23 protein-coding genes are annotated in these 24,176 nt (G+C 42.9%); 13 read left to right on the forward strand and 10 right to left on the reverse strand.

Annotated features, from left to right (window positions below; translation table 11 throughout):
• Positions 1-27 precede the first annotated feature (27 nt).
• The 6 genes from livH (at position 28) to V2H77_RS20810 (ending at position 6,320) form a co-directional block, all read left to right on the forward strand.
• Complete coding sequence (livH, locus tag V2H77_RS20785) at positions 28-954, forward strand: high-affinity branched-chain amino acid ABC transporter permease LivH (RefSeq protein WP_341500333.1); 927 nt, start codon at positions 28-30, stop codon at positions 952-954.
• Positions 951-2,228 carry a high-affinity branched-chain amino acid ABC transporter permease LivM gene (locus tag V2H77_RS20790; RefSeq protein ID WP_341500334.1) on the forward strand — a complete coding sequence of 426 codons (1,278 nt, stop codon included), beginning with the start codon at positions 951-953 and terminating at the stop codon, positions 2,226-2,228. Before livH ends, V2H77_RS20790 begins: the two co-directional genes overlap by 4 nt.
• Positions 2,225-2,998 (forward strand): high-affinity branched-chain amino acid ABC transporter ATP-binding protein LivG, encoded by a 774-nt coding sequence (livG, locus tag V2H77_RS20795; RefSeq protein WP_341500335.1) that lies wholly within the window; start codon positions 2,225-2,227, stop codon positions 2,996-2,998. The genes V2H77_RS20790 and livG overlap by 4 nt, the downstream gene beginning before the upstream one ends.
• Before the next feature lie 2 nt (positions 2,999-3,000).
• Positions 3,001-3,702, forward strand: a complete 702-nt coding sequence (livF, locus tag V2H77_RS20800; RefSeq protein ID WP_088373755.1) for a high-affinity branched-chain amino acid ABC transporter ATP-binding protein LivF — start codon at positions 3,001-3,003, stop codon at positions 3,700-3,702.
• Positions 3,703-4,629: 927 nt separating this feature from the next.
• Entirely contained in the window at positions 4,630-5,031 is a 402-nt protein-coding gene (locus V2H77_RS20805) for a hypothetical protein (protein WP_088373754.1), read from the forward strand.
• A 29-nt stretch (positions 5,032-5,060) separates the two neighbouring features.
• Complete coding sequence (locus tag V2H77_RS20810) at positions 5,061-6,320, forward strand: insecticidal delta-endotoxin Cry8Ea1 family protein (protein WP_341500336.1); 1,260 nt, start codon at positions 5,061-5,063, stop codon at positions 6,318-6,320.
• Between the two features lie 312 nt (positions 6,321-6,632).
• Here V2H77_RS20810 and V2H77_RS20815 read toward each other — a convergent pair whose 3' ends face one another.
• Positions 6,633-7,412, reverse strand: a complete 780-nt coding sequence (locus V2H77_RS20815) for an AraC family transcriptional regulator (RefSeq protein ID WP_341500337.1) — start codon at positions 7,410-7,412, stop codon at positions 6,633-6,635.
• 103 nt (positions 7,413-7,515) lie between these two features.
• Between V2H77_RS20815 and V2H77_RS20820 the strand changes: the two genes are divergently transcribed.
• A complete protein-coding gene (locus V2H77_RS20820; protein ID WP_341500338.1) occupies positions 7,516-8,679 on the forward strand; it encodes a Bcr/CflA family efflux MFS transporter in 1,164 nt (387 codons plus the stop codon).
• Between the two features lie 193 nt (positions 8,680-8,872).
• Here V2H77_RS20820 and fis read toward each other — a convergent pair whose 3' ends face one another.
• The 5 genes from fis to V2H77_RS20845 form a co-directional block, all read right to left on the reverse strand.
• Positions 8,873-9,169 (reverse strand): DNA-binding transcriptional regulator Fis, encoded by a 297-nt coding sequence (gene fis, locus V2H77_RS20825; protein WP_010847912.1) that lies wholly within the window; start codon positions 9,167-9,169, stop codon positions 8,873-8,875.
• A gap of 25 nt (positions 9,170-9,194) precedes the next feature.
• Positions 9,195-10,160 carry a tRNA dihydrouridine synthase DusB gene (dusB, locus tag V2H77_RS20830; RefSeq protein ID WP_088373878.1) on the reverse strand — a complete coding sequence of 322 codons (966 nt, stop codon included), beginning with the start codon at positions 10,158-10,160 and terminating at the stop codon, positions 9,195-9,197.
• Between the two features lie 286 nt (positions 10,161-10,446).
• Positions 10,447-11,337 (reverse strand): 50S ribosomal protein L11 methyltransferase, encoded by an 891-nt coding sequence (gene prmA / locus V2H77_RS20835; protein WP_265380118.1) that lies wholly within the window; start codon positions 11,335-11,337, stop codon positions 10,447-10,449.
• Between the two features lie 42 nt (positions 11,338-11,379).
• Positions 11,380-12,825 carry a sodium/pantothenate symporter gene (gene panF / locus V2H77_RS20840; protein WP_341500339.1) on the reverse strand — a complete coding sequence of 482 codons (1,446 nt, stop codon included), beginning with the start codon at positions 12,823-12,825 and terminating at the stop codon, positions 11,380-11,382.
• Positions 12,815-13,057, reverse strand: a complete 243-nt coding sequence (locus tag V2H77_RS20845; RefSeq protein ID WP_262980428.1) for a YhdT family protein — start codon at positions 13,055-13,057, stop codon at positions 12,815-12,817. The genes panF and V2H77_RS20845 overlap by 11 nt, the downstream gene beginning before the upstream one ends.
• Before the next feature lie 592 nt (positions 13,058-13,649).
• Here V2H77_RS20845 and lhgO point away from each other — a divergent pair.
• On the forward strand, positions 13,650-14,837 hold the full coding sequence (gene lhgO / locus V2H77_RS20850) for an L-2-hydroxyglutarate oxidase (RefSeq protein WP_341500340.1): 1,188 nt from the start codon (positions 13,650-13,652) through the stop codon (positions 14,835-14,837).
• A 191-nt stretch (positions 14,838-15,028) separates the two neighbouring features.
• On the opposite strand, the gene accC is transcribed toward lhgO, so the two are convergent.
• The 4 genes from accC to acuI form a co-directional block, all read right to left on the reverse strand.
• A complete protein-coding gene (gene accC, locus V2H77_RS20855; protein WP_265380114.1) occupies positions 15,029-16,378 on the reverse strand; it encodes an acetyl-CoA carboxylase biotin carboxylase subunit in 1,350 nt (449 codons plus the stop codon).
• 12 nt (positions 16,379-16,390) lie between these two features.
• Positions 16,391-16,861 carry an acetyl-CoA carboxylase biotin carboxyl carrier protein gene (accB, locus tag V2H77_RS20860; protein WP_265513344.1) on the reverse strand — a complete coding sequence of 157 codons (471 nt, stop codon included), beginning with the start codon at positions 16,859-16,861 and terminating at the stop codon, positions 16,391-16,393.
• Between the two features lie 29 nt (positions 16,862-16,890).
• The gene (aroQ, locus tag V2H77_RS20865; protein ID WP_265380112.1) at positions 16,891-17,343 is read right to left on the reverse strand and encodes a type II 3-dehydroquinate dehydratase; all 453 of its coding nucleotides are present in this window, start codon (positions 17,341-17,343) and stop codon (positions 16,891-16,893) included.
• 209 nt (positions 17,344-17,552) lie between these two features.
• Complete coding sequence (gene acuI, locus V2H77_RS20870) at positions 17,553-18,530, reverse strand: acrylyl-CoA reductase (NADPH) (protein WP_341500341.1); 978 nt, start codon at positions 18,528-18,530, stop codon at positions 17,553-17,555.
• Between the two features lie 673 nt (positions 18,531-19,203).
• Here acuI and mreB point away from each other — a divergent pair.
• From mreB to rng, 5 genes are all read left to right on the forward strand, one after another.
• A complete protein-coding gene (mreB, locus tag V2H77_RS20875) occupies positions 19,204-20,247 on the forward strand; it encodes a rod shape-determining protein MreB (protein WP_011148194.1) in 1,044 nt (347 codons plus the stop codon).
• 110 nt (positions 20,248-20,357) lie between these two features.
• Complete coding sequence (gene mreC / locus V2H77_RS20880; protein ID WP_341500342.1) at positions 20,358-21,392, forward strand: rod shape-determining protein MreC; 1,035 nt, start codon at positions 20,358-20,360, stop codon at positions 21,390-21,392.
• Positions 21,392-21,880, forward strand: a complete 489-nt coding sequence (gene mreD / locus V2H77_RS20885) for a rod shape-determining protein MreD (RefSeq protein WP_049582722.1) — start codon at positions 21,392-21,394, stop codon at positions 21,878-21,880. The genes mreC and mreD overlap by 1 nt, the downstream gene beginning before the upstream one ends.
• Before the next feature lie 208 nt (positions 21,881-22,088).
• Complete coding sequence (locus tag V2H77_RS20890; RefSeq protein ID WP_341500343.1) at positions 22,089-22,676, forward strand: Maf family protein; 588 nt, start codon at positions 22,089-22,091, stop codon at positions 22,674-22,676.
• Positions 22,673-24,142, forward strand: a complete 1,470-nt coding sequence (gene rng / locus V2H77_RS20895; RefSeq protein WP_341500344.1) for a ribonuclease G — start codon at positions 22,673-22,675, stop codon at positions 24,140-24,142. Before V2H77_RS20890 ends, rng begins: the two co-directional genes overlap by 4 nt.
• The last annotated feature ends 34 nt before the right edge of the window (positions 24,143-24,176 follow it).

Consider the following 24,176-nt stretch of genomic DNA (forward strand, 5'->3'; position numbering starts at 1 on the left):
GGAGCTGCTATTCCAGAGGTACAACGTATGTCAGAGCAATTTCTCTATTTTCTACAACAGATGTTAAACGGAGTGACTCTGGGCAGTACTTATGCCTTGATTGCCATTGGTTATACGATGGTTTACGGCATTATCGGGATGATTAACTTCGCTCATGGTGAAGTTTACATGATTGGTAGCTATGTCTCCTTTATTGTCATTGCGGCTCTAATGATGATGGGAATTGATTTGGGCTGGTTGCTGATTACGGCTGCTTTTTTAACATCAATTGTCATTGCCGCTGCTTATGGTTGGAGCATTGAGCGAGTGGCTTACAGACCAGTTCGTCATTCTAAACGTCTGATTGCCCTGATTTCGGCGATTGGGATGTCTATTTTCTTGCAAAATTATGTCAGTCTGTCACAAAGTTCTCGCGATCTGGCATTGCCAAGCTTGATTACCGGACAGTGGGTGTTAGGCGAAAGTGATGGATTTTCTGCCAGTCTTAGCGCAATGCAACTGACCATCTGGATAGTGACATTTCTTGCCATGCTGATATTGACACTGTTTATCCGCTATTCCCGTATGGGACGTGCCTGCCGTGCTTGTGCGGAAGATCTGAAAATGGCCGGTTTGTTGGGGATCAATACTAACCGAGTGATTTCCTTAACCTTTGTTATCGGTGCAGTCATGGCCGCGGTAGCGGGTGTTTTGTTGGGCCAGTTCTATAGTGTGATAAATCCGTATATCGGTTTTATGGCAGGGATGAAAGCTTTCACCGCCGCCGTATTGGGAGGAATTGGCAGTATCCCGGGGGCGATGATTGGCGGCTTGATCTTGGGAATTTCAGAAGCCCTAACTTCTGCTTATTTGAGCACCGAATATAAAGACGCCGTTTCCTTTACTCTGCTCATTGTTGTGCTGTTGTTTATGCCTACTGGGATTTTAGGTCGTCCAGAGGTAGAAAAGATATGAAACATGCTCATTGGGTGAATGCCATTATTGCTTCAGTCGTTTTATTTGTGTTGTCTGCCTTTATGATGGGGATGCAGTTGTCGCTGGACGGTACGAAGTTAGTCGTCCACCGTGCCGATGAAGTGCGATGGTTATGGATCGGCATTGGCTGTGCGGTTGTTTTTCTGTTCCAACTATTGCGTCCGGTTTTTCAGCAAACAATGAAGAAAGTACCGATTAAAAGCTGGTCGTTGCCGGATTTAAATGGTTCAACCAAAGGACAAAAGCTACTGGCAATATTGGTCATTATTGCTGCAATTGTCTGGCCGTTTATTGTCTCCCGTGGTAGTGTTGATATTGCTACGCTGACGTTAATTTATGTCATGCTAGGGTTGGGTTTGAATGTGATGGTTGGTTTGTCGGGGTTGTTGGTACTCGGGTATGCAGGTTTTTATGCTATCGGTGCTTATACCTACGCTTTGCTAAGTCATTATTACGGACTAGGGTTTTGGCAGAGTTTGCCGTTGGCGGGGTTAACAACAGCTTTATCGGGGCTATTGTTAGGCTTTCCGGTATTGCGATTGCGAGGTGACTATCTGGCAATTGTTACGCTTGGTTTTGGTGAAATTGTTCGCATTCTACTGTTGAATAATACTGAAATAACAGGTGGTCCGAATGGTATCAGCCAGATCCCAAAACCGACTTTCTTCGGGCTAGAATTTAACCGCAGTGTGAAAGAGGGAGGTTGGGATACTTTCCACAACTTCTTTGGTTTGAAATACGATCCAAGCGATCGGGTCATTTTCCTCTATCTGGTGGTGTTACTGTTGGTAATGCTGACAGTATTTATTATTAATCGACTACTACGTATGCCATTAGGTCGTGCATGGGAAGCTCTGCGTGAAGATGAGATTGCTTGCCGTTCTCTTGGTTTAAGTCCAACCCGAATTAAACTGGCGGCGTTTACTATCAGTGCTGCATTTGCCGGTTTTGCTGGTACTTTATTTGCTGCCCGGCAGGGTTTCGTCAGCCCAGAGTCCTTCACTTTTGCTGAATCTGCTTTTGTGCTGGCGATTGTGGTGCTTGGAGGGATGGGATCGCAGACGGCGGTGATTCTAGCGGCCATTTTGTTGGTGGTTTCCCGTGAGATGATGCGTGATCTGAATGCCTACAGTATGTTGTTGCTAGGGGCAATGATGGTATTGATGATGGTTTGGCGCCCGCAAGGATTGCTACCGACAAAACGCCGTCATATCAAATTGGAACGACAGGTACAGGAGGGAAAGCAAGCATGAGTGCGACACCATTATTGCAAGTTTCCGATCTGACCATGCGTTTCGGCGGCTTGCTGGCGGTTAATAACGTAGCCTTGAGGCTAAATCAAGGTGAAATTGTTTCTCTTATTGGGCCTAATGGTGCGGGGAAGACCACGATCTTTAATTGCTTGACCGGATTTTACTGTCCGAATAGCGGTACTATAAAGCTGCGGGAGAAACATCTGGAAGGGTTATCTGGGCAGGCTATTGCACGTATGGGCGTTATCAGAACATTCCAGCATGTGCGATTGTTCCGAGAGATGACGGTGATTGAAAATCTATTAGTGGCGCAGCATCAGCATCTGAAAAGGGGCCTTTTTGCCGGCCTTTTGAAAACGCCGGCATTCCGCCGGGCAGAATCTAAGGCGGTAGATTGGGCCATAACTTGGTTAGAACGGATTGGTTTATTACCACTGGCGAATAGACAGGCAGGTAATCTGGCATACGGCCAGCAACGGCGTTTGGAGATTGCTCGCTGTATGGCAGCTCGTCCGGAAATTTTGATGCTTGATGAACCTGCTGCGGGGTTGAATCCGAAAGAGACAGCAGAGCTTAATGCTTTAATTGCTGAACTGAGGGAACATCATCAAGTTTCTGTATTGTTAATTGAGCATGATATGAAATTGGTGATGGGAATTTCAGATCGTATCTATGTTGTTAATCAGGGAATGTCTTTAGCGCAAGGACGGCCAGAAGAGATTCGTAACAACCCGGATGTTATCCGGGCATATCTGGGCGAGGTGTATTAATTATGTTGGAATTTAAGCGGGTATCTGCCCATTATGGAGAAGTTCAGGTATTGCATCAGGTCAGCCTGAATATTCAGCAGGGAGAAATCGTCACTCTGATTGGTGCAAATGGCGCAGGAAAAACAACATTACTCAGTACGTTATGTAGTGAACCCAGAGCAACTGAAGGTTCCATTATTTTTCGTGGCAAAGATATCACTCAATGGCCGACAGCACGTATTATGCGTGAGGATATTGCTATTGTTCCTGAAGGGCGCAGAGTGTTTGCTCGTATGACAGTGGAAGAGAATTTGGCAATGGGCGGTTTTTTTGCTGATAAAACTCAGTATCAGCAGCGTATTGAGCGGGTTTATGATTTATTTCCTCGCTTACAGGAGAGGCGTAATCAGCGGGCTGGAACGATGTCCGGTGGTGAACAGCAAATGTTGGCGATTGGCCGCGCTTTAATGAGCCAGCCGCAGTTATTGTTGCTGGATGAGCCTTCATTGGGACTGGCGCCGATAGTTATCATTCAGATTTTCGATACTATTCAACAATTGAGGGAAGAGGGGATGACAATCTTTTTGGTTGAACAGAATGCAAATCAGGCATTGAAACTGGCTGATCGAGGATATGTACTGGAAAACGGTAAGATCGTATTGGAAGATAGTGGGTCTGCATTATTGGTTAATGAAGCTGTGAGAAATGCGTATTTGGGAGGATAGAGACGTATTCTTTTTCACAGGAAGGAAATTTAAATGGTTGATTATCCTCGTAGTACTGGGAAGATTGTTTTTCCCAAGGTGAGGACGCCATTAATAGTGCTTTAAATTTGTATTATTTGGGGTCGGTGCAACGAGTGTGGTTTCACATGCTTTGAAATCTGCCCTTATTTTTTCTGTGTTTTTTCATCATATTTTAAAGGTCAATTAATCGTATTCAGCATATTTGAGTAGTTAAAATCTACAGTAAAAATTGTTTTGCTATTATTAAATTAATTTTATTTCATCAGCAAGGGCGTGCTTTTAAGAATATTCATCCGTTATCTTATAAAAGATATAATCAATTGGTAATAAAAATATTACTGATATAGAATATAATGAAAATATATGGCCAGGATAATAAACGGTTTTATTAATTATCATTTTAATATTGTGAGTGAATTTGTGAATTATTATAGTCATTATATAAAGGTAAAGTTGAGAAATAAAAACTAGAATTATATAATTCTATGGAAACCAATATTAATATTATTAATTTCAGGTGAATAACGTAATGCCAATAATTTCCATTTTAATGTTTCTGTATATATTGTTTATATTTTATATAATTTCAATGGTTCTTAAATAATAGTGATTTCATTGAGGTAGAACATTGACACGAACTATATTTCTGCTATAGTTTTTATATTATTGTGATTTTTTTTAGATATGTCTCATTAATGACTTACTTATAATATGGCTATCTTAATGTTCTGGTGATTTATTGTGGCATGTAAAATCCACGTAATATATCGGGGAATTAAATTTCAAAGTTAATAGTGGTTCTATGATAGTTAAAGAGTATCTTTAATTAAGTGTAATGCTGTTTTTTGAAAATATTTATATGTAAGTTGAGTATGTTTTATTTAAATTTTAATGAGGAAAATAAATATGTCTAGAATAACCATTGTTGTTGATTCAGATACACAGAAAGCAGAAGTTTATTCTGATTCTCCTGTTCCAGCACATAGAGATTTAAATGCAGTTGGTCCTTTGAGTGATGTGACTATATCACCTCATGCTAGTGTAGAAGTATTTAGAATAGACACCCCAATAATTCCAGAATCCAGAAGCTCTCTGAGAGTTGTAAATACAGGGCTGGCAAATAGTGTTACGGCTAAATTTTACTGGTCTCATAGTTTTACCTCTGAATGGTTTGAGGCTGGTTCTATAGATGTAGGATTGGGAGAAGATAAGGTATTAAACGTGCCTAGCAGCTCTTTTTATTATAGTAAATTTGTTATCTATAATAATACGGATAGAGTTGCTTATGTTACGGCGAATTTGGTTTAAACATCTTATTTTAATTTAAGGGTTTCATTATGCATACAGAAAATGTTTTAAACCTCAGAACCATTGTGGCTAATGAATATGCGGTAAAAACGAGTGCATTAGAGTGGGATGTTACTGATATTGTAAAAAATGCAATCATAGGAGGTATCTCTTTTATACCTTCGGTGGGTCCCGCGATATCTTTTTTAGTCGGTTTATTCTGGCCTCAATCGAAAGAAAATATATGGGAAGGAATCGTCAAACAAATTGAGAGGATGATAGAGGAGTCTGCATTAAAGACGATTAAAGGTATCCTTGCGGGTGATATTGCCTATATACAAGAGCGGATGGCGACCGTTGCTGATCTTCTTGATAAGCATCCAGGATCTGACGAAGCGAGGAATGCTTTTAATAACCTGGCAGAAAATATAGATGGTTATCACAAAAAATTTAATAATTTTTCGAATGATGTTAACTATCAAATATTACCCATGTTTTCTACTACGGTTATGATGCAGATAACATATTGGGTTGCTGGTTTAGAGAGAAGAGCTGAAATTGGGCTTAGTGATATTGATATTGAAAAAGTCCGAGGATTAATTAAAAAGACGGTAGAACAGGCTAACAGTTATATTAATAGTATCTATGATAGAGAACTTAATGATGCTCTTAATAACTCGACGGCTGACACTGTCGCAAATAATGTTATGTCTGTTCATGGTCACTGTCGTTTACATGGGATTGAATATATCAGTATTTGGGATAGATTAAGTGAATCTGAGTCTGTAAATAATAGAATCTATGTTGATGTTTTAAGTTATTCTACTTTCTTTGATCGTCAAACAGCAAAAGCCAGAATTCAGGCATTGACTCCAGAGCAAGATATGGCTCCACCTCTCAAACCAGCTCTTAATGGAGGGAAGAGAAGAAAGATAGAGTCTTTGGTGGGGCATATTGTGCGTATTGGAGGGGCTCCGAGAGTAGGAGGGCTGACAGTTGTATTTGATGATGGTAGTAGCCATCGATTAGGTACAATATCTGGTGAGACGGCATCTATTTCTCTGAATGGTAGTCGAATTACCAGTTTGGAAGTATGGGGCAATGGTGCTGTTGATAGAGCCGTCTTTACTTTGAGTGATGGTCGGTTTTTGTTATTTGGCGATCCTGGAACATCTCGATATAGGAAATTTTATGTTGGTGATAGTCACTATATTTCAGGGATATATTTGTCCAGTGATTACAACCCATTAGCAGGTCAGGCAGCAAATATTGCTGTATCTTATCAATTGATAAATGATGATGAAAAATAGTAGCTTTTAACAAGTATATTTTATGTATGTAGAATGCTATTAGCTTTTATACCCGTCATCTTTCAAGTTGCCTCTTTGTTGGCTGCACTCACTCACCCCGGTCACATAGTTCGCTATGCTCCCGGGGATTCGCTCCCTTGCCGTCGCGATGCATCTTGAAATCCATAGGGTATATTTGATTATCTTCTTTATTTGATATATTTGCCGGCGTCTATGTTCATATGGTGAATATCCTTTGATGAATAGTTTTTTTGATGTCGGCAATTTTTTGTATATTATCTCAATAATTATTTACTTCAATAACTATTTACTTCAATAACTACGTTCCTTATAAGCAGACATATATTCCCTTGGTGATCGACCGGTCATTTTCTTGAAAAAGATGGTGAAAGCGCTATCACTGGAAAATTCTAATTCATTAGCGACAGATGACAAATTACCCTGTTTTGCCAGTAATTCTATAGACTTAATCAAGCGCCACTGTTGTCGCCATTGTTGATAGCTTAGACCTGTTTCCCGACGAAATATCCGACTAATCGTTTTCTCACTGGCTCCGATATTCATTGCTAGTATTTTGAGCGGTGGTGGCAGTGTGGTCATCGGGATGCTGGCTAAACGACGGTCGAAAGGGAGCGGTAATAATGTCGGTTCTCTTTTTGCCAGATGGATTTCGTCAAGACAGACGGCCAATAGGTTAGCCGCAGGTCTATGTAACCAATCTGTATTGAAAGGTGACAGTGCTATTCGTTCTAATACTTCACGTAACAGAGGTGTAACTTCCAATACTTCAACGTTTTCTGCTAAGCATTCGATCTGATTTATATTTAGATAAATCGAGCGATAACCGACGGATTCTTTTATCTCTGCTCTATGAATAATACGTGGTGGAATCCAGGCAACCCGAGTTGGTGGAAGTATGCATAAGTGATCTGCCAGGGTGATATTGATGCATCCTTGCTGGGTAAATAATAATTGCCCCATCTCATGTTGATGAAATCCTGAGTCATGCTGACCTAGTTCAGCAGCAATCCCCACTACCGGTACCCCAAGGTTATCAGGATCAAAACTATCATCACGAGAAAGCCATGCCATATTTATGTCCGATTTAATAAGTAAATTGTCTTTATTATTATAATGCGACAATTAAGAGCGTGCTAATTTACGTTTTATTGTTTAATTGATTAAGAAAAACACAATGCAACGTAAACTTGGACTTACGCTGGCAACAGCGCTGATGATGTTTCCACAAATTGTAGAAACCATCTATAGCCCGGCATTAACCAATATCGCAAAGGAATTTAAAGTGAGTGCCGAGCAAGCCGCTCAAACTTTATCTTTATATTTTTTCGCTTTTGCTATCGGAGTGGTTGTTTGGGGGCGTCTATGTGATCTCATAGGCAGACGGCCAACTATATTAAGTGGATTGTTACTCTATAGCGGCGCTTCGTTAATGGCATTACTAGGTCGTCAGTTTGAGTTGTTACTGGCTGCTAGAATGTTATCTGCATTTGGGGCCGCAGTGGGTTCGGTAGGAACGCAAACCATGCTGAGAGACTCTTACCAGAGAAGTGAATTAGCTCGGGTATTTTCTATTATGGGAGTCGCCTTGGCTGCAAGCCCAGCAATTGGCATGATAAGTGGTTCTATTTTGGTGTACTTCTGGGGGTATAAAGGCGTCTTTTCCGGCTTGTCCTTACTTGCGGTATTACTATCAGGTTGGTCTGCTATTTGTCTGCCTGAAACTCGCCCTGCGTCAATGGTAACAATACCGCTAATAGGTACTTTAATGATGATGCTTAAGGATGTCGCAATTTGGTGTAATGCGTTGTTGATAGCCCTTTTTAATCTATGTTTGTTCAGTTATTACCAATTAGCTCCATTTAATTTTGAGCGGTTAGGGTTCTCTCCTGAGATATTTGGCTACACGGGATTATTTTTGGCATTGGGTGTAGGCATTGGCGCGTGGCTGAATAGACTCTTGCTGAACAAACAATGGAGTTCATCAAACTTAGTGTTGTTTGCTTCTATCATTGTCCTGATAGGAGGCGGATTGATAATGGTTCTGGAAGATACCGGGTTGTTTATTTTGCCTATGATTTTGATTGTTGTGGCCTACGGAATTGCAATTCCTAACATCTTGGCTTCTGCATTGACTGATTATACGGATAGATTGGGAACCGCAGGAGCATTATTGGGCTTGCTATATTATTTGATGTTAGGTGGAGGTTTGGCGCTAGCAGGTTGGAACCAACATCTTGGTGTTGTCTTGATATGTTGTGGTTGTTTTATCTTATTATTGGCTGTAACCAATTATTTCATATTCATGAGAGCTGAAAATAACCTATCAGTTATGGAATAACCTGACATTGGGAAGATTTGGAATTATGGTAAATCAATCAAGGTAAAAGAGAGATTTAATGCAGATAATGTGGGTTTTTGGGAACGAAATAGCGTAGACGTTACCATGTCAGGTTCGTAGATATTTTTGGTTTGGCAAAAAAGGCACTTTACCAAGAGGTACAGCGCCTTTTTTAATGAACTAACTTTAGTGATTAGTTCATGCCATATTTTTTCAATTTCTTACGCAGTGTGCCACGGTTGATGCCCATCATCAGGGCAGCACGTGTTTGGTTGCCACGGGTGTATTGCATCACCATGTCCAACAATGGCTGTTCCACTTCAGCCAATACCAGCTCATACAGATCATTAACATCTTGACCGTTTAATTGAGCAAAATAGTTCTTCAGTGCTTGTTTAACTGAATCACGTAAAGGTTTTTGGGTTACCTGATCTTGTGAATTTACAGTAGCAACGGTTAGTACGTCAGAATTTACGCGTTGTTCGAACATAGTTCTGTCAGCTCTTTTCTTTATATTACGCAAAATTTTCGAAATATGCCCCCAACACCTCCAGCTGTTCGCTGGCATCCTCTATGGTGTTGAATGTGCGCCGGAACTGGTCATCAGGAGCATGTTCCCGGAGATACCAGGATACATGCTTACGTGCAATACGGGCTCCCTTGCCTGGACCATAAAAGTCGTGCAATTCCCGTATATGCTCGTTCATTAAATGCTGCACTTCGCCAATCGGCATCGGTGACAGCAATTCCCCTGTTGCCAGATAGTGCTGGATTTCCCGGAAGATCCAGGGTCTTCCCTGAGCAGCGCGGCCTATCATCAGGGCATCAGCCCCGGTGTATTCAAGCACTGCTCTGGCCTTAAGCGGGTCAGTAATGTCACCATTGGCAATAACCGGAATGGCAACAGTCTGCTTAACTGTCCGAATATTGTCGTACTCTGCCTCTCCGTTAAATAAGCAGGCACGAGTCCTGCCGTGGATCGTCAGAGCTTGAATACCACAATGCTCGGCCAATTGGGCAATCTTTACACAGTTTCGTTCTTCTGGCGACCATCCAGTGCGGATTTTCAGCGTAACAGGAACATCTACTGCGTTTACAACGGTAGAAAGAATTTTCTCCACCAATTCTGGGTAACGTAGTAAAGCCGAACCTGCTAGCTTACGATTCACTTTCTTGGCTGGACACCCCATGTTGATATCAATGATCTGAGCACCGTTAGCGACGTTGATCTTCGCTGCTGCTGCCATTTCATCGGGATCACTGCCAGCAATTTGCACGGAACGAATTCCCGGTTCGTCACTGTGAACCATACGTAGCCGGGATTTGTCTGTCCTCCAGACCTGTGGGTTGGAAGATAGCATTTCCGATACTGTCATACCGGCACCCATTTTGTAACATAGCGACCGAAACGGGCGGTCAGTTATGCCAGCCATTGGGGCCGCAATAAGACAGTTTTTCAGCTGGTATTGTCCGATACGCATAATAGACGAAGAAAGAGTGGCCATACTGTGACTGCAAGGGCGCGTATATTACGCATTTTTCGCAAAATATGAAAGGCCAAACTTTGAGCAAATCGTCATTTGTTACAACTTTTTTCCAGCTTTTCTTCTGTGGTAAATATAATTATTCATAAATAACATGGTGTTATATGTTATTGGTAAAGTTTGTCACTTAGGATTTTTCTATCAGCAAGTTTGCTGATAGCACGGATTACCATCAATAAGCGATCAAAATTCACTCTTGCAATTATAACAAAATAAAATAATTTTAATTTGTTGTTATTTTTACCCCAGATATCCGACACCATTCTTCATGCTCCGCGACAGGATCGATGACGAATTTATCAGTATAAGCCTGAATAACACTTTCTGCCTGATTTGTTAAAATACCCGATAGACCTAACAGGCCGCCCGGTTTTGGTAATGCGCCAATTACAGGAGCGAGTTCACGCAGAGGGCCTGCCAAAATATTAGCAATTACTACATCAGATTCAAGATCGTTTGGCGCATCTTTCGCCAAATATAGCGTTAAACGCTCCAGAACGCCGTTACGTTCTGCGTTGTCTCGGCTGGCTTGAATAGCTTGTGGGTCGATATCTATGCCAATAGCGTGCGTTGCACCGAGTTTTAGCGCGGCAATTGCCAGTATGCCGGAACCGCAACCAAAATCGATAACTGTCTTACCTTCCAGATTGAGACTGTCTAACCATTGCAGGCATAACGATGTGGTCGGGTGAGTACCTGTACCAAAAGCCAGTCCCGGGTCCAGCATAACGTTGACAGCATCTGGATCAGGAACGTCGCGCCAGCTTGGACAGATCCACAAGCGGTTGCCAAAACGCATTGGGTGGAAGTTATCCATCCATTCACGTTCCCAATCTTTGTCTTCCAATTGCTCAATTTTATGAATAAATCCTTCACCCAACTCAGGAACTTGTTCGAGCTGGTTGATGACGGCTTTCATATCCGTTTCAGCATCATAAAGGCCGATGACATCTGTATCTCCCCATAAACGAGTCTCGCCTGGCAGGGGTTCGAATACCGGGTTATCGTGGCTGTCTTGAAAGGTGACTGATACTGCTCCATTTTCCATTAGAGTATCTCCAAGGGATTCAGCGAGCTGTCCTGTAGTATTTAATCGAAGTTGTATCCAAGGCATAAAAAATTCTCCTTATTAAAATATAGATTAAAAGTGACCAACTTAGTGTGGTCTGACTGCTTTTGGCGGTAATCGCTGACCGATGGTATTGCCTATCCAGAAAGCCAGCAGGCTAAGTAGCAATGATGGCGCGATTGGATGGAAGCCCAATAGATGGATATTGAAACTAGCGAGTAGAGTGTAGCTTGTTGCCCCTGTAATCATCGAACTGATAGCGCCATAGGCATTGGCTTTTTCCCAATATAGGCCCAATACTAAGGGCCAGAGGAATACGGCCTGTAAACCGCCGAAGGCCAGTAGATTCAGCCAGATAATCATCTCAGGTGGGCGCCAGGCGGCTAAAAGTAGCAACAAACCAAGAATCAGGGTAGAAAAACTGGAAATTCGGGCGAGTCTTTTTTCCTGTACGATTTGTTGTGGAAACAAGTTTAGGTAGAGATCCTTGACGATGGTTGCAGAAGATTGCAGCAGTTGCGCATTAATTGTGGACATAATGGCGGCCATTGGTGCGGCTAGAAAAATTCCAGCAGCCAATGGCGGCAATACGGTGATCATCAATGTTGGGATCACCTGATCGGGAATGGTCAGATCAGGAATAATCGCTCGACCAAGCGCTCCTGCTAAGTGCATACCAAACATCAGGATCGTCATGACGATGGTGCCGATGATGATCCCACGGTGAACAGCTTTGCTATCGCGGTAGGAGATGCAACGAACGGCGGTATGAGGTAAGCCAATGACGCCAAAACAGACCAGTATCCAGAACGATGCCATGAAAGGTCCGCTGAGGATGTGGTCTGCGCCTTGTGGGGAAACCAGCTCAGGATTAATTGTTCGTAATGTGGCAACCGCTTCCGACAGACCCCCGGCCTTATAGATAATCGCTACCAGCAACAGAACAGTGCCTAACAACATGACCAGCCCTTGTAGGGCATCATTGAGGACACTCGCTCTGAAGCCCCCAAATGCGGTATAGAGAGCGATAGAGATACCGAAAATCATTAATCCAGTGCCATAAGGGATACCCGCAGCAGTTTCCAGCAGGCGTGCGCCGCCAATAAACTGAACGGTCATCGCGCCAATAAAAGCGACTAAAAGACTTAGGCTGGCAAACCAAACCAGAAAACGACTGCCATAACGGGCATACAACATGTCATTAAGCGTAACGGCATTATAGCGGCGGGCGAGAATGGCGAATTTTTTACCTAGCACACCCAGAGAAAGCCATATTGCCGGCAATTGAATCAGTGATAGTAATACCCATCCCAGACCATATTTGTAGGCTGCTCCTGGTCCGCCGATGAATGAGCTGGCGCTGATATAGGTGGCAGTAATGGTCATTGCCAATACAAAACCGCCCATTGAACGGTTGCCAAGGAAATACTCAGTTAGGAAAGCGCCTTTTTGGTGGCGTCGATAGGCGTAAACTGACAGCAGAAATACCAGTGCTAGATAGCCAAGTAGAGGTAAGATAACTTCACTTTGCATTCTCATCCTCCAGCGGGACTTCTTTGAAAATAAACTTCACCATTAACCAGCAGAGGATGATGAATACAATTGGTAGTAATAAACATGCCATTTCAAACCAGCGAGGTAAGCCAGTGACACCGGGAGCATCACTGGGTAAATAGGCTGTCAATAGCCAGCCAATAAGGTAAGCAAGCGTTAACAACACAGCCCAAAGCGCTTCTTTATGGGATTGAACAAATCGTCTGTCCATTCGTTCTTCCGGTAATTAGATAAATTAGGATGGGAAGGGAAGGATTGTACGGCAAGATGCGAATTTATTCAGGAAAAATGTGATACGAAGTAAGTCATTTTAGTTTTGCTTAAAAACTTTTCTACATGAATAGATTATCTCGTATTCTTGTAGCATAACCCATATAAGGAAATGCATTTTGGGAATATGTTGATCGCATTTTCATCATATTTTTCCCACAAGATGATTGGTAATGTTATAGACAAATTTAGGTTGTTTATTTATTGGTGGCTAATACTGTGAAAAGCAATATGAAATACAATGAAATTAAATTATTTCCGACAATAATTTATCTGATAAATAACTTTCCAAAATGGTGCTACACCTTATCTACCAACAACCCTATGTATAACAATGAGTTGAATATAACCATGTGTGGCGGAATTATAAAACCTTATTTATTGGTTATCATATTTGCTATTGAGGAAAAAATTGGAAATATCGGTAAAACATTTTACCAATAGTGACATTAGTATTAGTGTAGTTTTACTCATTGGCAAAAATCTAGAAAAATGGGCTGCTCGGTATCTGAATCAATAATAGGGAATAAGGTATGTATGATTATATTATTGTCGGTATTGGTATTGTTGGGCTTGGTGTTGCTAATGCATTGCAGGAAGCTCAGCCGAGTATCAAGATATTGATGTTGGATAAAGAGAATACACCAGCCAGCCATCAAAGCGGTCACAATAGCAATGTAGTACATTCAGGCATTTATTATAAACCTGGCAGTTTGAAGGCCCGCTTGGCGACGCGCGGTAATAAAACCATGTTCTCTTTTTGTCGCCAGCATGGTTTGTACTATGATCGTTGTGGCAAAGTCGTTGTTGCTACACAACCAAAAGAATTACCATTATTGGAAAATCTCTATCAGCGTGGATTGCAAAATGGTCTGGAAGTTAGCCGTCTAAACCATTTGCAACTTAAGGAGCGTGAGCCGCACGTTAATGGATTGGAGGCATTACTTGTTCCCGATGCTGGTATTGTGAACTATAAAGAAGTAGCAGATAAACTGGCGGAAATTATCCAGCAGCGTGGCGCTACCTTAGTTTATGGTCAAATGGTTACTGCCATTAGAGAGAATAGTGGCAGAGTAGAAGTTGTTACGCCACAGAATAGTTATCAGGCAAAATGGTTGATTAACTGCGCTGGATTGCATAGTGATCGTATTGCTCGTTTGTCTGGCTATGATATTGGTATGAAGATTATTCCCTTCCGTGGTGAATATTATGTGTTGAATAGTGAAAAAAATTACTTGGTCAACCATTTGATCTATCCAGTACCTAATCCAGATTTTCCTTTCCTTGGTGTGCATTTTACTCGCATGTATAACGGTAAACGCGATATTGGTCCGAATGCGGTACTGGCATTTAAGCGCGAAGGTTACAGAAAAACCGATATTGATCTGACAGATCTGAGAGAAATATTGAGCTATCGTGGTTTTTGGAAAATTGCGCGTACCTATTTTAGTGAAGGAATGGCGGAGATGTACCGTTCATTGTGTAAAAAACGGTTTGTTACCAATGCTCGTTGTTTGATGCCTACACTTAATGCCGAGGATATTGTTCCCGGTCCCGCGGGTGTACGTGCTCAAGCGCTGACTGCCGATGGTAAGCTGGTTGATGATTTTCATATCGTGACGGGTATACGCTCATTACACGTTTGTAATGCGCCTTCACCAGCAGCGACTGCTTCAATTGAAATAGGTCGTGAAATTGTCCAGCAATATTTGCCTGTGTGAATGTGAAATAGATGAAAAGGAGCGTTTAGACGCTCCTTAAAGCATGCTGATGTTATTATACCCGTCATCTTTCAAGTTGCCTCTTTGTTGGCTGCACTCACTCACCCCGGTCACATAGTTCGCTATGCTCCCGGGGATTCGCTCCCTTGCCGTCGCGACGCATCTTGAAATCCATAGGGTATAAACCAGTTTTAAGTTTCCTGTAATCCCAGTTTTTTCTCCAGATAGTGGATATTAGTGCCACCATTCTGAAAGTTTTCATCATTCATAATCGTCTGTTGAAGCTCGATATTTGTCTTGATGCCATCAATGATCAATTCTGCCAATGCATTTTTCATACGGGCAATAGCATTGTCACGATTTTCACCGTAAGTAATCAGCTTACCAATCATTGAATCATAGTAAGGAGGTACGGTATAGCCAGCATAAATATGCGATTCCCAACGTACACCAAATCCACCTGGTGAGTGGAAGCGGGTAATTTTACCTGGGCTTGGCAGAAACGTGTTCGGATCTTCGGCGTTGATACGACATTCAATCGCATGACCACGAATAACAACATCTTTCTGTTTAATGGAAAGTGGCATACCTGCGGCGATCCGCAACTGCTCTTTAATCAGGTCAACACCGGTAATCATTTCTGTAACTGGATGTTCAACCTGAATACGGGTGTTCATCTCAATGAAATAGAATTCGCCGTTTTCATACAGGAATTCGAAAGTACCGGCGCCACGATAGCCAATTTCGATACATGCGTTAGCACAGCGTTCACCAATACTGCGACGCATTTCTGGCGTGATACCTGGCGCAGGGGCTTCTTCGACAACTTTCTGGTGACGGCGTTGCATGGAGCAATCACGTTCAGCCAGATAAATTGCTTGACCTTGACCGTCAGCCAGTACCTGGATTTCAATATGACGTGGATTCTCAAGGAATTTTTCCATATAAACCATATCGTTATTGAAAGCAGCTTTTGCTTCCGCACGGGTCATATTGATTGATTGTTCCAAATCTTTATCACTGCGAACGACGCGCATACCGCGACCGCCGCCGCCGCCGGATGCTTTGATGATGACAGGATAGCCGATGCGTTTAGCGAAGGCTTTGTTTTTCTCTGTGTCATCAGACAATGGGCCATCAGAGCCAGGTACACAAGGAACGCCTGCTTTTTTCATCGCATTGATAGCAGAAACTTTATCACCCATCAGGCGGATCGTTTCTGCTTTTGGACCGATAAAAATAAAGCCGGAACGCTCAACCTGTTCAGCAAAATCTGCATTTTCAGACAGAAAACCATAGCCAGGGTGAATGGCTACTGCGCCGGTGATTTCTGCCGCAGAAATAATCGCCGGGATATTCAGATAGCTTTTTGCAGAAGCTGCCGGGCCTATACAGATAGTTTCGTCTGCCAGCAGTACATGTTTTAAGTCACGATCCGCAGAGGAATGTACCGCAACGGTTTTGATCCCCAATTCTTTACAAGCTCGCAGGATACGCAGGGCAATTTCACCACGGTTAGCAATTACAATTTTATCAAGCATGGGAACGCCTCGTTATTCGATGACGACCAACGGCTCGTCAAATTCAACGGGTTGACCGCTTTCCACAAGAATCGCTTTAACCACACCTGCTTTGTCGGCTTCGATCTGATTCATCATTTTCATTGCTTCAACGATGCAAAGGGTATCACCCACATTGACGCGTTGGCCGATTTCGATAAACGGTTTTGCATCTGGGCTAGGTGTACGATAGAAGGTGCCTACCATTGGAGAACGAACGACGTGACCGTCGATTGCAGCCGATCTGTCGCTGATTGTTTCTGGCAGAGCCTGAGAAAGCGCAACAGCGTTAGACAGTGCAGGTTGTTGTGCTTGGACGGGAATATATTGTTGAGCTGCCGGAAAACTCTGGGGGGCTAATGCGCGGCTGATGCGCACTGACTCTTCCCCTTCAGAAATTTCCAGTTCAGAAATGCCAGATTCTTCAACCAGCTCGATCAGTTTTTTTATCTTACGAATATCCATGAGTGTGATTCCGTACTCTTCTGTTTTATTTAGTTGAGTTTTGACAAGCGGTTTACCGCTGCCTGTAATGCAAAGCTATAGCCATCTCCCCCTAAACCGCAGATTACGCCAACGGCAATATCTGAAAGATATGAGTGATGACGAAATGGCTCGCGCGCGTGAACATTGGAGAGGTGGATCTCAATAAATGGGATCTTTACTGTCAACAATGCATCACGCAGCGCCACGCTGGTATGCGTGAATGCAGCAGGGTTAATCAAGATAAAATCAATGTTGCCCTGTGCAGAATGAATTCTATTTATCAGCTCAAATTCTGCGTTAGATTGCAGGTGACTGAATTTGACCCCTAATTGGTGGGCTTCTTCAGACAATTTGCTGACGATATCATCAAGTGTTAAGTTGCCATAGATATCAGGCTCCCGGGTTCCTAACATATTCAGGTTAGGGCCGTTAAGGAGTAAAATGTGAAACTTGTCTGCCATTGTGCTGGTATCTCCGGCGATTTGTCAACAATGCCCCAACATAATCCGATATTAACGATTTGTCATCTTTTTGTAACAGCTACTCAGTTTATTTCCACGATAAAGCGCGACATTATAATCATATCGTAGCATTTAGCAGCTAAATACTGGTCTTATCAGAAAAAATGTCAAGAATAAAACCACTCTACTTTAGAGGCTAATCACAATTCTTAACGAACTCTTACTAAAGTACGTCCTGTAACCTGGTTAGCTATCAATTTATTAGCATATTCCACTGTTTGCTCCAGTGTTATCTCAGTTGTTGCCTGCCGATAAAAAGAAGCGGGTAACAGCTCTTGCAGGCGTTGCCACACGGCAGGTCGTTTGGCTGATGGAACCGTGACGGACTCTACGCCTTGCAGACGTATGTTACGTAAAATAAATGGCATCACTGTGGTTGGCAGATTTGCATTACCGGCGAGGCCGCAGGCTGCAACAGTGCCGTTATAGTGAGTTTGAGCCAGTATTGTTGCCAGTACATTATCGCCTACAGTGTCAATAGCTCCGGCCCAAAGTTGTTTTTCCAGTGGACGAGGTGGTTGGCTAAATTCATGGCGTGGCAAAACTTTTTTTGCCCCCAGGGATAACAAATATTCATGATTTTCTTGTCTACCGCTAACGGCAACAACGGAATAGCCAAGTTGTGAGAGTAGTGCTATCGCTGTACTCCCTACACCACCACTGGCGCCTGTCACAATAACATCGCCACTTTCTGGCTTAACGCCGCCTTGTTCCAGGGCGATAACGCACAGCATTGCGGTAAAACCAGCAGTACCAATGATCATGGCTTGTCTGCTATCCAGACCGGCAGGTAAAGGTGTCAACCACTCGCCTGAAACTCTGGCTTGTTCTGCCAGTCCACCCCAATGATTTTCTCCTACACCCCAGCCGGTTAATAATACATGTTGACCGATATGAAAACGGGGATCTTCGGTACTGTGTACAATGCCAGAGAAATCAATACCCGGTATCATCGGGAATTGGCGGATAATTTTCCCTTTGCCTGTGATTGCTAATGCGTCTTTATAGTTGAGAGTTGACCAGTGAATATCGACGGTAACGTCTCCCACGGGAAGATGAGAAGCATCAACTTGTTCTATGGACGCTGATAATTGGTTCTGTTGTTGTTTGAGTAGCAGGGCTTTCATTATTGTTCCGTTCTCTGTAATCGATTTTGTCATTAAATAAGGATAGATAAAAATGAGTAATTTACATAAGGTAGATAAGAAAAAATAAAGTGTTGGTGGATTATAAAACAGAATTTATCCGCATTTTTATCTGTAATCTCATTGTCATATTCCAGCTTAGTTGCATATGGCGTTCTATTTCAGAAAATTCTGTTTTTTATTATTTTTTAGCAGAAAGTATTGTATTTTATTCGTAGTTTATTACATCATTAATTTGCTCACTACACAGACTGCGTACTTGTGATTAAGTGTTGGTAATGGCGAGCAGAGGTATGAGTTTATAGGCATGAATTTGATGTGAGATTACCGGAATGGCTATTGGTCAAAAAGCAGCCGCGGACTTAGCCGGTACGGCGCCAGTGGTATCATCCAGTAGCACCATTAATGTTGAATTATGCAAAATTAGGTGGTTCTTGCATTTCGTTATGGAGCAATTGGTAAAATTAACCCATTTTTATGCAGTTTTTTTCTGCTCCGTTTGGGAGAAGTAACGTAGAATATCGCGCTGTTGATATGAATAACGTAGCCACTTTTTTATTGAAGCAGGTGCTTGTGTGCCTTGTCGCTGCTTCATGTGGTTGGTAGAGTAGACGGGTTTTGTTCCGTCCCCAGCTTGCAGGATTATCCTTTCGCTATGTTTAAAAAATTTCGTGGCATGTTTTCCAACGACTTGTCTATTGACTTGGGTACCGCCAATACCCTTATCTACGTCAAAGGTCAGGGTATTGTATTGAATGAACCTTCGGTTGTCGCAATCCGTCAGGATCGTGCAGGTTCATCGAAAAGTGTTGCTGCCGTTGGGCAGGAAGCAAAGCAAATGCTGGGTCGAACACCGGGTAATATTGCGGCAATTCGTCCGATGAAAGATGGGGTGATTGCTGATTTTTATGTTACTGAGAAGATGCTGCAACACTTTATTAAGCAAGTTCATAGCAACAGTTTCATGCGTCCAAGTCCGCGAGTTTTGGTTTGTGTACCGGTTGGCGCAACTCAAGTTGAGCGTCGGGCAATCCGTGAATCGGCACTTAGTGCTGGCGCTCGAGAAGTATTTTTGATTGAAGAACCTATGGCTGCGGCGATTGGCGCTGGCTTACCTGTTTCTGAAGCCACAGGCTCAATGGTTGTGGATATTGGCGGCGGCACCACGGAAGTGGCGGTTATCTCTTTGAACGGGGTTGTTTATTCATCTTCTGTACGTATCGGTGGTGATCGTTTTGATGAGGCTATTATCAATTACGTTCGTCGTAATTATGGTTCACTGATTGGCGAGGCAACCGCTGAGCGTATTAAGCACACCATCGGTTCTGCTTATCCTGGCGATGAGATGTTGGAGATTGAAGTTCGTGGTCGTAACTTGGCTGAAGGTGTGCCACGCGGCTTTACGCTTAACTCCAACGAAATTCTTGAAGCTCTGCAAGAGCCTTTAACGGGTATTGTCAGTGCTGTCATGGTCGCTCTTGAGCAGTGTCCGCCAGAATTGGCTTCCGATATTTCAGAACGCGGCATGATCTTGACTGGTGGTGGTGCATTATTACGCAATCTTGACCGTTTACTGATAGAGGAAACGGGTATTCCTGTCATTGTTGCGGAAGATCCATTGACGTGCGTTGCCCGTGGTGGCGGAAAAGCACTTGAAATGATCGACATGCATGGCGGTGAACTCTTCAGTGAGGAGTGAGTGTTAACTTGCAAGTGAGGGAGGAATGACGGGCAGCTCAGACCTCCTTGCGATTGCTGTCTGGGAATTCCATTGTTTATGAAACAGTACAGTTTGGAATAGCGCAGCTTATGAAGCCAATTTTTAGCAGGGGGCCTTCCCTGCAATTACGACTTTTCTTTGCTGTTATTGTTGCCATTGCTTTGGTTGTGGCAGACAGCCGCCTTGATGCTCTCAGTAAAGTCCGTAATTATATGGATACGGTGGTCAGTCCATTTTATTTTCTCGCCAATGGCCCGCGTCAAGTGCTTGATGGCGTGTCAGAAACCCTTGCTTCCCGTGAACAACTTCGATTGGAAAATCGTGCTTTACGCCAAGAATTATTGATGAAAAACAGTGATATGCTGTTATTAGGGCAACTTAAACAGGAAAATTCCCGTTTGCGTGAGCTATTGGGGTCGCCTTTACGTCAGGATGAACACATGATGGTGACGCAGGTGATCTCCGGTAGGGCTAATCCTTATAGTGATCAGGTCGTCATCGATAAAGGATCAAGAGAAGGTGTTTATGAAGGACAACCTGTTATCAGTGATAAAGGCATTGTTGGTCAAGTCGTTGCTGTCAGTCAGTTTACGAGTCGGGTATTACTGATTTGTGATACGACTCATGCTTTGCCGATTCAAGTTTTACGTAATGATATCAGGGCTATTGTTGCGGGTGCGGGTTGTACTGATGATTTGCAGTTTGAGCTATTGCCAAGCAACACAGACATTCGGGTTGGAGATGTGTTGGTGACTTCTGGGTTAGGGGGGCGTTTCCCGGAAGGTTATCCGGTAGCGGTGGTTTCGTCAGTTAAAGTCGATAATCAGCGAGCCTATACGGTGATTCACGCCCGACCAACGGCAGAATTACAGCGTTTGCGTTATTTGTTGTTGTTGTGGGGAGCGGATAATAATCCATCCGAACCATTGCCTCCATCAGAGGTTTATCGTGTAGCCAATGAACGTTTAATGCAAATGATGCCTCAGGTATTGCCGCATGCGAATGAAGTCGGACCACCAGCTCCATCGTCTGTTTCTGATGAAACAACCAAGACAACAGAAAGAGTGAAAAATGCTGAATCGACAATAACGTCTGCTAAATTTATAAATTCGGGAAATCGTTAATGAATCAATACCGGAGTCATGGGCGTTGGATCATTTGGTTATCTTTCTTGGTTGCAATGGTGCTGCAAATTATGCCGTGGCCGGAGCAAATTTATATGTATCGGCCAACTTGGTCGGCACTATTGTTGATTTATTGGGTAATGGCGTTACCTCATAGAGTCAGTGTTGGGACCGGTTTTGTATTGGGGATCATCGTAGATTTGATTCAGGGGGCGACACTGGGTGTTAACGCTTTGGCTTACAGTCTTGTGAGTTATTTGGTGTCATTTAAGTTTCAATTATTCCGCAATATGGCGCTTTGGCAGCAGGCTTTGGTCGTCATTGCTTTATCGGTACTGATGGATTTCAGCGTCTTTTGGGCAGAATTTTTGTTATCAAATGTTGCTTTTCATCCAGAAGTATTTTGGAACAGTTTGGTCAATGGTATTCTTTGGCCTTGGTTGTTCCTGTTAATGCGAAAAATCCGTCGTCAGTTTAATGTGCATTAGTGGTCGGATCGCAGTTTTTAATGTCCTGATAGAGCTTATTCCAGCAGGCGTTACTGATGCAGGCCATTCTTTCCAAGTAACTTGAGGATGCGAGTAGAGTGTGTAACCGAAGCGTGCCTGGATTACGTGAGGATTAAGCTCTGCTCCAGATTCAAAATGGCAAATGAAATAGCCTAATGAGATAGGTAGTAGTAAGGACGATATCATCATGAAAACCCTTTATCTGGCTTCCGGCTCACCGAGGCGGCGTGAGCTGGTTGGATTATTGGACTTTAAATTTGAAATTCTTTCTCCTCAGGTAAAGGAGCAATGGCAAGAGGGTGAAACTCCGCGTCAATATGTTAGCCGATTAGCAAAAGATAAATCTCAGGCGGGGGTTGCTATTGCGCCAGAAGATTTTCCGGTGCTAGGAGCGGATACTGTTGTTGTATTGAATGGTAAGATTTTGGAAAAACCGCGTAATGAACAACATGCCGTTGAAATGCTCAGCGCACTTTCCGGTCAGTGTCATCAGGTGATTACCGCTATTGCTTTATCAGATAATCAGCGTACTTTAAGTAATATAGTCATTACAGATGTAACCTTTCGCCAATTATCCACGCAGGAAATTTTGGATTATGTAGCAACCGGTGAGCCGATGGACAAAGCGGGTGCTTATGGTATTCAGGGAAAAGCGGGTTGCTTTGTTAAAACGCTTAATGGTAGTTATCACTCAGTTGTTGGTCTGCCATTGGTGGAAACGCACGAATTAATCACAAAGTTTTTTGCGTTAGTTGATGGAAAGGGGAACACATGACAGCAGAGTTATTAGTCAATATTACACCATCCGAAACGCGCGTTGCTTACATTGATGGTGGGATTTTGCAAGAAATCCATATTGAGAGAGAAGCCAAAAGAGGAATTGTCGGTAATATTTATAAAGGCCGTGTAAGTCGAGTGTTGCCGGGGATGCAGGCTGCTTTTGTTGATATTGGGCTGGAAAAAGCCGCTTTTCTTCATGCCTCAGACATTGTGCCTCACACGGAATGTATTGCTGGTGAAGAGCAAAAGAACTTTCATGTCAAAGATATTGCTGAGTTGGTTCGCCAGGGACAAGATTTAATGGTTCAGGTGGTGAAAGATCCTCTTGGCACGAAAGGCGCTCGGCTAACGACCGATATTACTTTACCTTCCCGTTACCTTGTATTTATGCCCGGAGCTTCTCATGTCGGGGTTTCACAACGTATTGAAAGTGAAGAAGAGCGTAATCGACTGAAAAATATTGTTGCTGACTATTGTGATGAACATGGTGGTTTCATTATCAGGACGGCTGCCGAGGGCGTTGGTGACGAAGAATTAGCTCAAGATGCGGCTTTCTTGAAACGATTGTGGAGTAAAGTGATGGAGCGTAAAAAGCGCAATGTCACTAAAAATAAACTTTATGGCGAATTGGCGCTGGCCCATCGTATTTTGCGTGATTTCGCCGGAGCAGCCCTTGATCGTATTCGTGTGGATTCTCGTTTGACGTTTACTCAATTACAGGAATTTATTCGCGAATATATTCCTAAAATGACCGCCAGATTGGAACTTTATAACGGTAATCAGCCTATTTTCGATCTGTTTGATGTAGAAAATGAAATTCAGCGAGCACTCGATCGCAAAGTTGAATTAAAATCAGGTGGTTATTTAATTATTGACCAAACTGAAGCGATGACCACAATTGATATTAATACTGGCGCATTTGTCGGGCATCGCAATTTGGAAGAAACTATTTTTAATACCAATATTGAGGCGACGCAAGCTATTGCCAGGCAATTAAGGCTGCGTAATCTGGGGGGTATTATTATTATCGATTTTATCGATATGAATAGCGAAGAGCATCGTCGACGGGTATTAGCTTCTCTTGAGCATGTGCTGAGTAAAGATCGTGTTAAAACAACGATTAATGGTTTTTCCCAACTCGGACTGGTGGAAATGACCCGTAAGCGGACTCGTGAAAGTATAGAGCATATACTTTGCAGCGACTGCCCTACTTGTAAGGGAAGGGGAACAGTAAAATCGGTTGAAACTGTCTGTTATGAGATTATGCGCGAAATTGTGCGTGTGCACCGGGCAGTTGACGCAGATCGTTTCCTTATTTATGCCTCACCCGCAGTGTCCGAAGCGCTGAAAGGGGAGGAATCTCATGCACTGGCGGAAGTGGAGATTTTTGTCGGTAAACAGGTGAAAGTTCAGACAGAACAGCTCTACAGTCAGGAACAATTTGACGTAGTTATGATGTAACCATTTGATTTTCTGTTATAACAGCATAGGTAAT

The organism is Photorhabdus sp. P32 (assembly GCF_038085095.1).
GTDB classification, from domain to species: Bacteria; Pseudomonadota; Gammaproteobacteria; order Enterobacterales; family Enterobacteriaceae; genus Photorhabdus; species Photorhabdus luminescens.